This is a genomic window from Streptomyces sp. HUAS MS02 (genome assembly GCF_055702265.1).
Genome location: NZ_CM146747.1, coordinates 8,529,305 through 8,542,021, shown reverse-complemented (window position 1 = coordinate 8,542,021; position 12,717 = coordinate 8,529,305). Strand labels below are relative to the sequence as shown.

General features: G+C 70.7%; 10 protein-coding genes. 3 read left to right on the top strand and 7 right to left on the bottom strand.

Annotation, left to right across the window (positions count from 1 at the left end; translation table 11 throughout):
• Positions 1-5 precede the first annotated feature (5 nt).
• Positions 6-866, top strand: a complete 861-nt coding sequence (locus tag ACZ9QC_RS36900; protein WP_472917055.1) for a 3-hydroxybutyryl-CoA dehydrogenase — start codon at positions 6-8, stop codon at positions 864-866.
• A 55-nt stretch (positions 867-921) separates the two neighbouring features.
• Here ACZ9QC_RS36900 and ACZ9QC_RS36895 read toward each other — a convergent pair whose 3' ends face one another.
• From ACZ9QC_RS36895 to ACZ9QC_RS36870, 6 genes are all read right to left on the bottom strand, one after another.
• Positions 922-3,462, bottom strand: coding sequence for a tryptophanase (locus ACZ9QC_RS36895; RefSeq protein WP_472917054.1), 2,541 nt, complete (start codon positions 3,460-3,462; stop codon positions 922-924).
• A 334-nt stretch (positions 3,463-3,796) separates the two neighbouring features.
• On the bottom strand, positions 3,797-5,137 hold the full coding sequence (locus ACZ9QC_RS36890) for a cytochrome P450 (RefSeq protein WP_472917053.1): 1,341 nt from the start codon (positions 5,135-5,137) through the stop codon (positions 3,797-3,799).
• Positions 5,138-5,150: 13 nt separating this feature from the next.
• Positions 5,151-5,744 (bottom strand): GTP-binding protein, encoded by a 594-nt coding sequence (locus ACZ9QC_RS36885; protein ID WP_013005331.1) that lies wholly within the window; start codon positions 5,742-5,744, stop codon positions 5,151-5,153.
• On the bottom strand, positions 5,719-6,096 hold the full coding sequence (locus ACZ9QC_RS36880) for a DUF742 domain-containing protein (RefSeq protein WP_184896998.1): 378 nt from the start codon (positions 6,094-6,096) through the stop codon (positions 5,719-5,721). The genes ACZ9QC_RS36885 and ACZ9QC_RS36880 overlap by 26 nt, the downstream gene beginning before the upstream one ends.
• Entirely contained in the window at positions 6,093-6,494 is a 402-nt protein-coding gene (locus ACZ9QC_RS36875; protein ID WP_086748649.1) for a roadblock/LC7 domain-containing protein, read from the bottom strand. The genes ACZ9QC_RS36880 and ACZ9QC_RS36875 overlap by 4 nt, the downstream gene beginning before the upstream one ends.
• Positions 6,491-7,696, bottom strand: a complete 1,206-nt coding sequence (locus ACZ9QC_RS36870) for a sensor histidine kinase (protein WP_472917052.1) — start codon at positions 7,694-7,696, stop codon at positions 6,491-6,493. The genes ACZ9QC_RS36875 and ACZ9QC_RS36870 overlap by 4 nt, the downstream gene beginning before the upstream one ends.
• A 532-nt stretch (positions 7,697-8,228) precedes the next feature.
• On the opposite strand from ACZ9QC_RS36870, the gene ACZ9QC_RS36865 reads away from it, so the two are divergent.
• Both ACZ9QC_RS36865 and ACZ9QC_RS36860 read left to right on the top strand, forming a co-directional pair.
• Complete coding sequence (locus ACZ9QC_RS36865; protein WP_472917051.1) at positions 8,229-9,725, top strand: FAD-binding protein; 1,497 nt, start codon at positions 8,229-8,231, stop codon at positions 9,723-9,725.
• A 200-nt stretch (positions 9,726-9,925) separates the two neighbouring features.
• Positions 9,926-11,188 (top strand): PP2C family protein-serine/threonine phosphatase, encoded by a 1,263-nt coding sequence (locus ACZ9QC_RS36860; protein ID WP_472917050.1) that lies wholly within the window; start codon positions 9,926-9,928, stop codon positions 11,186-11,188.
• 52 nt (positions 11,189-11,240) lie between these two features.
• On the opposite strand, the gene ACZ9QC_RS36855 is transcribed toward ACZ9QC_RS36860, so the two are convergent.
• Entirely contained in the window at positions 11,241-12,410 is a 1,170-nt protein-coding gene (locus ACZ9QC_RS36855; protein WP_472917049.1) for a substrate-binding domain-containing protein, read from the bottom strand.
• Between the last annotated feature and the right edge of the window lie 307 nt (positions 12,411-12,717).

Genomic DNA, 12,717 nt, shown 5'->3' with positions numbered 1-12,717 from the left:
CTCAGATGGATCCCGTCACCCGCCTCGGCGTCGTCGGATGCGGCCTCATGGGCTCCGGCATCGCCGAAGTCGCCGCCCGCGTCGGCATCGACGTCCGTGTGGCCGAGGCCACGCCGGACGCGCTCGCGGCGGGCCGCCGCCGGCTCACCGCCTCCCTGGACCGAGGCGTACGGCGCGGCAAGCTCGGCGAGGAGCAGCGAGACCAGGCCCTCGCCCGGCTGTCCTTCACCCATGACCTCGGCGACATGGCCGACCGTCAGTTCGTCATCGAGGCCGTCGCCGAGAACCGCGACATCAAGAGTGACGTCCTGCGCGCCCTGGACAAGGCGGTCGAGGACCCCTCGGCGGTCCTGGCCACCAACACCTCCTCGATCCCGGTCGTCGATCTCGCCGTCGTCACCGAGCGACCCGCGCAGGTCATCGGCATGCACTTCTTCAACCCCGTGCCCGTACAGCGGTTGGTCGAGCTCATTCCCGCTCTGACCACCGGCGCGGACACCGTGCGGCGCACCCGCGGCCTGGCCGAGCAGTTGGGCAAACAGGCCATCCAGGCGCCCGACCGCTCCGGCTTCGTCGTCAACGCCCTCCTGGTGCCCTACCTTCTCAGCGCGGTACGGATGGTGGAGTCGGGCGCCGCGCGGCCGGAGGACATCGACCGGGGCATGGAGCTCGGATGCGCCCACCCCATGGGGCCGTTGCGCCTGCTCGACCTCATCGGCCTCGACACGGCGCAGTCCGTGGCGGAGTCGATGTACGAGGAGTTCAAGGAGCCGCTGTACGCGCCTCCCGCCCTCCTGCGCCGCATGGTCGCCGCCGGCCACCTCGGCCGCAAGAGCGGACGCGGTTTCCACATCTACGACGCCTGACGCCCGGTGGCCGGGCGGTGGTCGCCCCGCACGGCGCGGGGCGACCACCGTCGGCTCAGCCGGTCACCGGCTGCAGTTTGGCGCGGAAGTGCCGCAGGATCGGGGACTGCTCGACGATGCGGTAGCCGTGGACGGACTCACTCTCCTTGGCGATGCGTTCCAGGGTCCTGCCGACGTGGTCGTAGTGGCTGCGGGTGTAGACCCGGCGCGGGAGCGCGAGCCGGACCAGTTCGTACGGGGCGCTCTTGACGGGGTTGCCGTCCTCGTCCTCCTCGCCGAGGTAGAGGGAGCCGAGCTCGGCCGAGCGGATGCCGCCTTCGAGGTAGAGGCGGCAGGCGAGGGCGTGGCCCGGGTAGTGGTGGGGCGGTATGTGCGGCAGCAGACGGCCCGCGTTGAGGTAGAGGGCGTGCAGGCCCGGGGGTTCGAGCAGGTCGACGCCCGCCGCGCGGACACGGTCGGCGAGATGGGAGGCGACGTCGGCGCGCTCGGCGAGGTAGGCGGGCTCGGTGACCTCCAGCAGGCCGGTGGCCATCATGTCGAGGTCGCGGCCGGCGAGACCGCCGTAGGTGGCGAAGCCCTCGGTGGCGATGAGGAGGCGCTCGCACTTCTCGGCGAGTTCGGGGTCGTTGAGCCCGATGAAGCCGCCGATGTGGACGATGCCGTCCTTCTTGGCGCTCATCACACAGCCGTCGGCGAGACGGAACGCTTCTTCGGCGACCTGGCGCGGGGTGTGGCCCCGGTAGGCCTCCTCGTGACGGGTCACCAGCCAGGCGTTCTCGGCGAACCTGGCGGCGTCCAGGATCATCGGGACGCCGTGCCGGCGGCAGATCTCGGCGGTCTGTTTCAGGTTCTCCATGGAGACCGGCTGGCCTCCGCCGCCGTTGTTGGTGATCGTCATGATCACCACGCGGACCCGGGAGCCGTCCGGTCCCTCCAGCGTCTGCCGGAGTCTGTCCAGGTCGATGTTGCCCTTGAAGGGCACTTCGCTGTCCAGGTCACGGGCCTCCGCGCACGGGATGTCATGGGCCTGACACCCGGAAAGCTCGACGTTGGCCCGGGTCGTGTCGAAGTGCGTGTTGGCCAGGACGATGCCGCCCGGCTCCAGGAGCGTGTTGAACAGGATGCGTTCGGCGGCGCGCCCTTGATGCGCGGGCAGGATGTGCCGGTAACCGGTCAGTTCCGTCACGGTCTCGTGGAAGCGGTAGAAGGAGCGCGAGCCCGCGTACGACTCGTCGCCCTCCATGCCCGCGGCCAGCTGAGCGGCCGAGATGGCGCCGGTGCCCGAGTCGCTGAGCAGGTCGATGGTCACCTCCTCGGCGCGCAGGTCGAAGAGGTTGTAGTGCACCCGTTCCAGCGCCGCCTCGCGCTGTTCCCGCGTGGTGAGCGCGATGGGCTCGACGACCTTGATGCGGTAGGGCTCCATAGGGGTTCTTGCTCCTGACGTGGTGCTGAATGGTTCGTGATCGTTGTACGGGCGTCCGTTCGGCGGGCGGACCGCGTAGGCCTCCGAGGAGATGTACGCGGTCACCCGGGCCGGTTTGCGCTGCTCGTGGGCGAGTGCCACGTACGCGACGAGCCCCACCCCGTCCGTCAGCGGGCGTCCGGTGACGGCGGCCAGCGGCCGGTCGAGCGCGCCGGGGTCGATCCCGTGGCGGCCGAGGACGGCCCCGGCCCGGCGCAGTGCCTCCGCGTCGTCGCGGGCGTAGTCCCTGACCGGGACATGGAGGGTGAAACCGGTGGGCCCTCCGGTCGTCCGGGTGAAGGAATGGCAGGACAGGACCGGCCGCCGGTCGAACCGGGCCTCCGGCCGGGCCCCGGAGCCGTCCCCTCCCTCTTCGAAGCCGCCCGCCATGCGGAGGAACTCCTCCAACGTCGTACGGTCGGGGCCGGATTCCATCCGGCACAACCCGCCGACGTCCCTCACCGCCAGGTCGCGGTGAGCGGTGTAGATCTTCACGCGGGGTGCCGCCCAGTCCCCCAGGTCGAGCGCGAAGAACGGATAGCCGTCGGCCGGCGGCAGCGTGTCGAAGGCGTGCCGGTGGCCCAGCCGGTCCAGGGCCGTCCGCACCGTCTCGGCGGCCCGTTCCTCGCCGGACGCCGACGGGTTCAGATACACCTTGATCTTGGGGACGCCACCGGGACGCAGCTCCAGCGCGATCCACAGCGCCAGGAGGCCCTGCGGGTCGGCGGGGAGGAACAGGTCCTCCAGCACGTCGAGTTGGTCGGTGGCGAAGCCCCAGCGCCGTGCCATCGCACGGACGGCGCGCAGACCTTCGAGGCCGTTGTCCCGCAGACCGCCGGCCCCGCATCCCGGTTCCAGCAGCACCCTGATCGCCGGGGGCGCGTCCGGTGTGAGGGAGAGCGAGAACTCCACCGGGGTGGAGTCGTCGGACAGGAAACTGAGGGACGGGGGCGGCAGGTTCAGGGGCCGTTCGGCCACCGCCCCCAGTGAATCGGTCAGTAGACGCGCGTAGTTCCGCGCGTCGTCGCGGCCGAGCCCCGATTCCTCGCACAGCCGCAGCAGTTGGCCGGACACCAGAGCGCCGAGCGTCCGGTCCCCGGGGATCTCCCCGGAGCCGGACCCGAGGGGCCTCACCACGTCTCCCGCCGCTGCTCGCAGTACGCGGGCCCGGCCGACGCGCCCCGGCGGCGGAGGGTGTGCGGGGACACAGAAAGATACCCGCCGGCCTGGGCGGGTATCTCGTGTCGCGGCGACTGGTGGCGGGTCACGCCCCTGGTCTCCGCGCGGTGTAAGTCGATGTCTCGCAGGGAGCGGCGGATCAGATCCGGATGTCGAGCAGAAGCGGCGCCGATGGATATGTGGTCCACGACACCTCCCTTTGTTCAATGGTCACCACGAATGCCGCCGCGTTACTACCCCTTTGGTTGAACACTCATGCAGTACCGGCCGCCACAGACTGTTGTCTGCGTCACCCCTTCAACCACTGCAGGAAGGAGCCCCACACGCCACGCTCCGCCTTCCGGCCCGCCGGGGCGTTCTCCTCGCGTGCGGAGGGCTCCGTCGCGCGGGGCGGGTTCGGGCGCTGGACGACCTGCGGGGTGAAGCGGCAGGGAAGCGCGGCCAGTGCGCGGTGGAAGGGGCCCGGACGCCAGGTCAGGCTGTCCTCGGGGACCGCGAGTTCGATGTCGTGCAGGCGGTTCAGCAGGTTCTCGATGGCCACCATGGTGACGAGCCGGGCGAGTTCCTTGGAGGGGCAGGCGTGCGGGCCGGCGCTCCAGGACAGGTGGGCCCGCCTGCCGCCGGTCTGACCGGCCGCCACGAGTGCCGGGTCGGTGTTGGCGGCCGTCATGCTGACGAGGACGAGGTCGCCCGCCCGCAGCTTGGTACCGCCGAACTCCATGTCGGCCGCGGGGTAGTGCGGCGCGTAGTTCGCCATGGGCGGGTTCTCCCACAGCGTGTCGTCGATGGCCTCCTCGATCAGCCCGCCGTCGGCGTACCGGTCGTGCAGGAGCAGCCGGTGCAGGGTGTTGCCGATGAGGTTGCGCAGCGGCTCGGCGCCCGCGCCGAGGAGCAGGATCAGCTGGTGGACCAGTTCCTCGTCGGTCAGGCGCGCCTCGTGCCGCATCAGGTACGAGGTGACGTCGTCGGCCGGGCGGGCGCGCTTGAGTGCCACCAGTTCGAACACGGCCTGGCCCAGCACCTGGTTCGCCTTCTCGGCGTTGACGCCCTCGAAGACTCCGGAGATGCCGAAGACGACCCGGTCGCCGATGTCCGCCGGGCAGCCGAAGAGCTCGTTGAACACGAGCAGCGGCAACTGCTTGACGTAGTCGTTCATCAGGTCGATGGAACCGCGGCCGGAGACCTGGGCGAGGAGGTAGTCGGAGGCCCGCTTGGTCATGTCGCTGATCCGGCGGGAGTCGACCTTGGCCAGGCTGTCGGTGATCGCCTGCCGGAGCCGCGCGTGCTCGGCGCCGTCGGTGAACATCGCGTTGGGACGGTAGCCCAGCATCGGGACGACCGGGCTGTCCGGGCCGACCTTGCCCTCGGCGACGTCCCGCCAACGGCGTGCGTCCTTGCGGAAGTTGGCAGGGTCCTGCAGCAGCTTCAGCGCGGTCGCGTGGTCGGTGACGAGGGTCGCGTCGACACCGGGCGCGATCTCGACCGGCGCGGTCGGCCCATAGTGCCGCATGTACGCGTAGTACGCCTGCGGATCGGCCGCGTACTCCGGTCCGTACAGCGGGACCCGCAGTCCGCTGCCGTGGGCCGGGCAACCCGGCGGGGGTGAGGGAAGGGTGGGGTCGGGGGTCATGTCTGCTCTGCTCCTAACGGGCGCGGTCCATCAAGTAGCGGACGAGCGTGATCAGAGCCTCGGCCGACGACCGTTCGTCCCGTGCGTCGCAGGTGACGATGGGGGTGTCGTCGAGGAGATCCAGCGCTTCGCGCAGCGCCCTCGCATCACGTATCGACGTACCGTCGAAATGGTTGACCGCAATCGCGTAGTCGAGTCCGTACTGCTCGATCAGGTCGATCACGGCGAAGGAGTCGGCCAGCCGCTCGGGGTCGACCAGCACCAGCGCCCCGAGGGCGCCGCGTGCCATGTCCTCCCACATCTGTACGAAGCGCTGCTGGCCGGGTGTGCCGAAGAGATACAGCACGACACGGTCGCTGACGGTGAGTCGGCCGAAGTCCATGGCGACCGTGGTGGTGGTCTTGCCCTGGACGCCCTTGAGGTCGTCGATCGCCTCGCCCGCCTGCGTCATCGTCTCCTCGGTGGAGAGCGGCGAGATCTCGGAGATCGACCCGATGAACGTGGTCTTGCCCACCGCGAAGTGCCCGACGACCAGGATCTTCACGGCGGTCTGCGTCTCTCCGCCCGGGACGTACGCCCGTTCATCCAAACTTGGACTGGAGACCATTGAGCACCTCCTCGAGAATCTTCAGGTTGGCGACGGGAGCACGGGTCTCCGGCGGACGGGTGACGAGATAGCCGGCCTCGGAGAGCGCGGCCAGCAGGATCTTCACCACTCCCACCGGCAGTTGGATGTGCCCCGCGATCTCGGCGACGGAGAGGTAACCGCCGACACACATGCGCAGCAGGTCCTGCTCCTCGGGCGAGAGGCGCGCGGGTCGCTGCTGCTGGTCGGCGACCGCCGTGACCAACGTGATCAGGGAGAACTGACTCTCGCCGGGGAGGCTGCGGCCACCGGTGATGACATACGGACGTACTAACTCGGCGGCCTCGTGCTCATGCCTGTCGGAATCGGTCATGGCCCTACCACGCTGCTCTCCCTGGGCGGAGCGGTCATGACCTTGCCCAGCTGTCCGACGAGCTGCTGCATCCGGAAGGTGATGTCGGCCATGTCGACGTCGGAGGAGGCCGACACCGCGAGGTAGGCGCCGTCCCCGGCCGAGATCAGGAAGATCCAGCCGCCGTCGAACTCGACCAGGGTCTGCTGCCAGCGCAGATCCGAACGGGAGCAGAAGAACGCGAGCGACCGGCTCAGCGACTGCATACCGCTCATCGCGGCGGCGGCCTTGTCCGCGTCGTCCTTGTCCACTCCCTTCGAACGGGCCCTCAGCAACCCGTCGGAGGAGACCAGAACCGCGTGGAGAGCTCCGGGGATCTCCAGGGCGCTGTCAAGCATCCATGAAAGATCGTTGTTCATTGGACCTCGTGCCCTTCGCTGCTTGCGTCATGGGGGCCGCTCGACCGCTCCCCCGCCTCCGGGTGAGTGGCGCGACCGGCGTCCGTGCCCTGCTTGAAGGCGGCCATGATCGCTGCCGTGTCCTCGCTGCGGCGCCGCGGAGCCGGGGCGGCGGACGGGCCGTTGGAGACCAGGGCCATCGGCCGCTTGCGACGCCGCTTGGGCAGACCGTCCTCGGTCGTGCCCACGGGCAGCGATGACTCGGAGGCGGTGTCGTACGCGGACGGCCCGACCTCCACGGGTGCCGGGACCTCCCGCGGCGGGGCCGAATCCACCGGCACCGCCGGCTGCTTGGGCTCCGGCATCGCGGTGAGCAGCTCGTCGGGCAGCAGCACGACCGCCCGCACACCTCCGTAGGGGGAGGTGGAGTCCACCGACACCGTGAAGCCGAACCGCTCGCAGAGCACACCGATGACCGCGAAGCCGAACTGCGGAGGGTTGCCGAGCCCCGAGACACCCGTGACGCGCTCGCTCGTCAGGAGCTTCTCGGCCCTCGCCTTCTCCTCCTCGTTCATGCCGACACCGGCGTCGTCCACGATGATGCAGACGCCCTTGGGCACGGAGCGGACGTTGATCTCGACGACGGTGTCCGGGCTGGAGTAGCTGGTCGCGTTGTCGAGGAGCTCCGCGAGGGCCAACGCCACCGGTTCGACGGCCCGGCTGGTGACGCCGAAGTCGACCTTGGACAGGATGTGGGCCCGCTGGAAGTGGCGGATCCTGCCCTGGGCGCTGCGGACCACGTCGTAGACCGAGGCCACGTCGCGGTGGCGGCCGAGCCAGCCCTCGCACAGCACGGCGATGGACTGGGCACGCCGGCCGAACTGCGCGTTCATGTGGTCGATCTCCAGGAGGTCCTGGAGCATGACGGAGTCGCCGTACTTGCGCTGCAGCCCGGAGATGATGCGCTGCTGCTCCGCGGCGAGACCCTGGAGGGTCCGCATCGCGGCCTTCAGGGCCGTCCTCGTCTCACCTTCGGCTTCCTGCTGGGCCGCGCGGACGGAATCCGAGTATTGGCTCTCCAATTCACCGTAGTGATTTCTGAGCCCTGCGATCTCCTGTCGTAATGCTCGCGCCGCCCGTCGCTGACGAATGATCAGGGCGACGGCGGCAAGGGTTACGACAATGAGTGCCCAGAGCGCCGGATTTTGTATGTATTGCGTCATGAGACCCTCTTCAGGCGGCCGATGGCCAGCTACTGAATTTCCGTCAATTCACACAGACCGAAGGCCAGCCACTCCGGGGTTGCCACCCAGGCCTCCACGAATGGCGAGAGGTGCTCCTTTTGCACCCATCCGTCCGTTCGGTAAGTGCGGTGATCGTATCATCACTCGACCTGGTGACGGATCGTCAACCTGGGCAATGCTTGCGCAGGTTGAGCCGCCCGACGCTCACACGAGTTGGGCCGAAAAGGGTTTTCTGCCGCGCCTTGCGCTAAATCCACTTCCGCAAGCGCTCCCACCGCCCCGACGAGCGCCTCCGGCGTCGCCGATCCCGTCGCGCGAGGGGCCTGCGAGAAGTCATGATGAGCCGTAAGCGGATTGTCAGGGGGAGATCGCTCTTGGTGATGACGATCACGGAGGGTCAGCGCGCCGGTTCGGTCGAGCACCGGTCGCGCTTCGACCCCCACCCCCGGCAGGACGACAGACCCGGCGCGGCGTGCCGACGATCCGCCGCGTCGACATCACGGAGGCTGTCATGACAGAAAGACCCAGCGGTTCCGTCGGCAGACGGCAGTTCCTGGCCAGGTTCGGGGCCGGAACCCTGGCACTCGTGGCCGGTTTCGATCTGCTCACCCGGCAGTGGGTGACCGAGGCCGCGGCCGCGGACGGCGCGGCCTTCGCCGCCGCCCCGTCCCTCGACGGGACGCTCGTCTTCGACGCGGAGTCGCTCGCGGCGAACGCGCACGACCAGGGCAACATCGTGTTCCGGACACCGTGCGCGGTGCTGCGGCCCGGATCGGTGCGCGACATCAGGAAGATGGTCGGTTTCTGCGCCGATCACGACATCCCGGTCGCCCCGGCCGGCGCCCACCACGCGATGTTCGGCCAACCGCTCGTGAGCGGGGGCCTGGTCGTCGAGATGCGGTCACTGAACACGATCCACTCGATCGGCCCGGACGGCGCCGACGTCGACGCCGGTGTGCTGTGGAAGGACCTGATCGAGGCCGCGTACGAGGAGGGCCTCACCCCGGCGTCGATCACCAGCTACACCAGGACGACGATCGGCGGGACCCTGTCGATGGGCGGCATCGGGATGATGTCGTCCTACCGGGTCGGAGCGCAGGTCGACCACGCCCGGCGGCTCCAGGTGGTCACGGGCGACGGCCGGTCGAGGTGGTGCACCGACGCGCAGAACAGCGACCTGTTCGAGGCGGCACTCGCCGGACTCGGGCAGTGCGGCGTCATCACCCGGGCCACCGTCGATCTGGTGCCGGCCAAGCAGCTGGCCCGCACCTACCGGATCGGCTACCCGGACATCCCGACCTTCTTCCAGGACATCCGAGTCCTGGCGAACCGGGGCGAGTTCGACTCGCTCGGCAGCATTCCGCAGCCCGGCACGGCGCAGCCCCTGGTCCTGTGGGCCACCGTCTTCCACAACCCCGGCGACACCCCCGACACGTCCCACCTCCTGCGCGGGCTCAGCCCCGCCGCGGCCTCCGCCGCCTTCGAGGACTACACCTATCTCGAGTACATATCCCTGGTCACCGACCTGTACGACGCGTTCGCGGCGACCCTGGACTGGGACGCGAAGGTCAAGCCCTGGTCGGACCTCTTCCTGCCGGACGGTGCCGTCGAGGAGTACGTCGCGTCGGTGTTCCCCTCGCTGACCGCCGAGGACCTGGGCCCGACCGGCTTCGGCCTCGTCTTCCCGATGCTGCGCGCGAGCTACGGCCGGCCGCTGCTGCGGCTGCCCGACGAGACCGGCGGCCCCTGGGTCTGGCTGGTCAGCGTGCTCACCGACGCGGCCCGGTCCGGCCCCGACCCCGAGTTCGCCTCCCGGATGACGGACCGCAACTACCGCTTCTACCAGGACGCGGCGGCCGTCGGCGGAGTGCGCTACCCGCACGGCGCGTGCGCGTTCACGGCGGCCGACTGGCGGGCGCACTACGGCGCGGAATGGGAGCGGTTCGCGTCGTGGAAGACCCGCTTCGACCCGCAGGGCGTCCTGACTCCCGGCCCGGGCATCTTCTGACGGGTCGGACCGGCCCGATCCGCCGCCCGGGGAGGCGAGCGGATCGGGCCGATCCGCGGCGCGCACCACTCTTTCGTGGGACACCCACGTGGCGGATCGGAAAGGTTCCGGTGCCTGTGCCGCGGACTGACGGGTCCGGCGGCCGGTTCGCGCCTATCGTGGAACGACACACCGACGCTCGGCGCCAAGGCAGGCTGGACATGAGGGAACCGCATATCGACTATGCGGAGGTCTTCCGGGCCCTGCCCGGCATGGTGGCGCTGCTCACGCCCGATCTGGTGTACGCCGACGCCAACGACGACTTCCTGCGGCTGGCCGGACGCAGCCGCGAACAGCTGCTCGGGCGCTACATCTTCGACGTCTTCCCCGAGAACCCGAACGAACCGGCCGCCGCCGGTATGCGGGAGACGGAGGCGTCGATGCTGCGCACCGTGGCCACCGGGGAGCGCGACACGATGGCGCTGCTCCGCTACGACATCGAGGACCCGCAGCGGCCCGGCCTCTGGCAGGAGCACTACTGGAGCCCGGTCAACGCCCCCGTCCTGGGCCCCGACGGCAAGGTGGTCCTGATCGTGCACCGCGTGGAGGAGGTCACCGAACTCATCCGCGCCCGGGGCGGCGCCGGCGGTGACGTTCGGGGCGGTTCCATCGGTCCGGGCGAGCACGACCGGGCCCGGGTGCTGGAGGCCGAGCTCTACACCCGCGCCCGCGAACTGCAGGAGGTCAACGAACGTCTGCGCACGGCGCACGCCCATGAGCGCGAGGTGGCGCTGGCGCTGCAGGCGGCCATGCTGCCCCCGCCCGGCCCCACCGGGTCGCACGACGCCGCCGTGCGCTACCGGCCCGCCATCGGCGCGCTGAACGTGTGCGGCGACTGGTACGACCTGGTCGGGCTGGACGGCGAGGGCCTCGCGGTGGCCGTCGGTGACGTCGTCGGCCACGGTCTGGCCGCCGCCTGCGCCATGGGGCAGTTGCGCAGTGCCCTGAGCGGGGCCACGCGCGTCGCGCACGGTCCCGCCCAGGCCCTGGAGGCCCTCGACCGCTACGCCCGCTCCGTCGACGGCGCCGAGTCGACCACCGTCGTGACGACCTTCATCGACTGGACCGACCACACCATCACCTACAGCTGCGCGGGCCATCCGCCGCCCGCGCTGGTGCGTCCCGACGGCACCGTCACCTTCCTCGACGGCGCCACCGACCCGCCGCTCGCCGCCCGCCCCGTCCAGGTCCCGCGGCCCCAGGCCCGCACGTCCTTCGTCGAGGGCTCCACGCTGGTGCTCTACACGGACGGGCTGATCGAGCGCCGTACGGAGAGCATCGACAGCGGTCTGGAACGCCTCGCGGCCTCCCTGGCCCACCACCGCGAGAAGGACCCGGAGACGCTGGCCGACGCCCTGCTGGCGGATCTGCTGCCGGCGGCCGGCAACACCGACGACACCGCGCTCATCGTCCTGCGGCTGTGACCGGCGGGCCGCCGCGTGCCGCCCGGGGCCCTGCCGTCGGGTCTCGGCGGCGTCACCTGCCCCAGATCTTCCGGTACCCCTCCCGGTAGCCCGACGGGTTCCAGCTCGTGGCGCCCTCGCTGTTGTCGGCCGTGCTGATGTGGACGGGCGCCACATAGCCGCTGGCGGCGCTGCCGGAGAAGGCGCGGTTGAACTCGTCGACGATCTGCCAGCCCTGCAGGGTGAGCGGTTCGGGGACGGTGGCCGCCTGGTACTGGTCGCTGTCGACGCGCTGGAAGGCGGAGGGGTCGCCGTCCCCGGCACCGATGTTGAACGGCGGGCCCGAGCCGTCCTTGCCGGCCGCGCGGAAGGCGGGGGCCGCGTCGGCGAAGTACAGGTCGTTGATGGCGACCGAGTGGGTCCAGCGGTCCTGGAAGCGGGAGAGCAGCGAGGAGACCTCGCGGGGCGTGCGGCTGCTCGCGTCGGGGATCGGGATGTTCACGTAGGCGAGGAGGTCCACGCCCGCGCAGGTGGCCAGTTCCTTCCTGATCAGTTCCGACTTGTTCTTGGCGAAGGGGATGGAGGCGTCCGTGAAGATCACGGCCCCGGCGTCGCCGTTCGAGGTCGAGATGACCCAGCGGGCGCTGATCCGCGCGACGTCCTCGACCTGGGTGGTGATGTTGGTGAAGAGAGCGGGGCGTCTGCTGGGGCCCGGGGCGGCGACGGCGTGCCAGCCGACGAGCGGGATGCCGGCCTGCTCGGCCCGCGTGATCTGCTGCGAGGTCGAGTTGGGGTCGAAGCCGCCGATGACGATGCCGGAGGGGCGGAGCGCCACGGCCTCGCTCATCGCGGCCTGGATGCCGGCGGGCGTGCCTCCGCCGTCGATCACCCGCAGGTCCCAGCCGATGACCCGCGCGGCTTCCCGTACGCCCTCGGCGGCGCCCGCGACTCCCGGGTTGGTCATGGTCTGGGCGACGTAGACGAGGCTTCTGCCGGTCACGGCCCTGGGCCCGGTGGTCGGGCCGTTCCAGGGGACGTCGTCGCGCTCCGCCCGTTCGACGGCGGCCTCGGCCCTGGCCTGCACCGCGGGGCAGCCGCTCGGGCCGGTGGCGGAGGACTCCGGGTCGCCGGACGATCCGCGTTCGCAGCCGCCGAGCACGGCGGTGGCCACCGCGGTCAGCAGGACGGCCACCGTACGGCGGGCCCGGAGGGCGCCGGAGCGGGCCTTGCGGTTGTGGTGCACGGGGACTCCTCGCGGAGGGACGAGCGGGAAAGACGACCGGGGTGCTCCGGGGCCTGGGCGGTCAGGGGTGATCCGGGGCCGGGGTCAGGGGGGTCCACACCCCACGGCCTGGCTGGGGCCCAGGGGCCGGGGGCCTTGCCCGAGCTCCACGGGCCGAGCCTCGGCCAGGGAGCCCCGACCCCCGACCGGCGACGACGCCCGCCCCAGACACGCCCCGCCGACGGCGGTGCGGGGGCAGGGACGGGAACGGGGGCAGAAGCCGAGGGGCTGGCTGGGGCCCAGCACCCAGGTGCCCTGGCCGAGTTCC

Bases quoted from the DNA above. Each gene is read 5' to 3' on its own strand.
- ACZ9QC_RS36900 (WP_472917055.1), top strand. From the start codon at position 6: ATGGATCCCGTCACCCGCCTCGGCGTCGTCGGATGCGGCCTCATGGGC.
- ACZ9QC_RS36890 (WP_472917053.1), bottom strand. From the start codon at position 5,137: ATGACCCCCGACCCCACCCTTCCCTCACCCCCGCCGGGTTGCCCGGCC.
- ACZ9QC_RS36885 (WP_013005331.1), bottom strand. From the start codon at position 5,744: ATGGTCTCCAGTCCAAGTTTGGATGAACGGGCGTACGTCCCGGGCGGA.
- ACZ9QC_RS36880 (WP_184896998.1), bottom strand. From the start codon at position 6,096: ATGACCGATTCCGACAGGCATGAGCACGAGGCCGCCGAGTTAGTACGT.
- ACZ9QC_RS36875 (WP_086748649.1), bottom strand. From the start codon at position 6,494: ATGAACAACGATCTTTCATGGATGCTTGACAGCGCCCTGGAGATCCCC.
- ACZ9QC_RS36870 (WP_472917052.1), bottom strand. From the start codon at position 7,696: ATGACGCAATACATACAAAATCCGGCGCTCTGGGCACTCATTGTCGTA.
- ACZ9QC_RS36865 (WP_472917051.1), top strand. From the start codon at position 8,229: ATGACAGAAAGACCCAGCGGTTCCGTCGGCAGACGGCAGTTCCTGGCC.
- ACZ9QC_RS36860 (WP_472917050.1), top strand. From the start codon at position 9,926: ATGAGGGAACCGCATATCGACTATGCGGAGGTCTTCCGGGCCCTGCCC.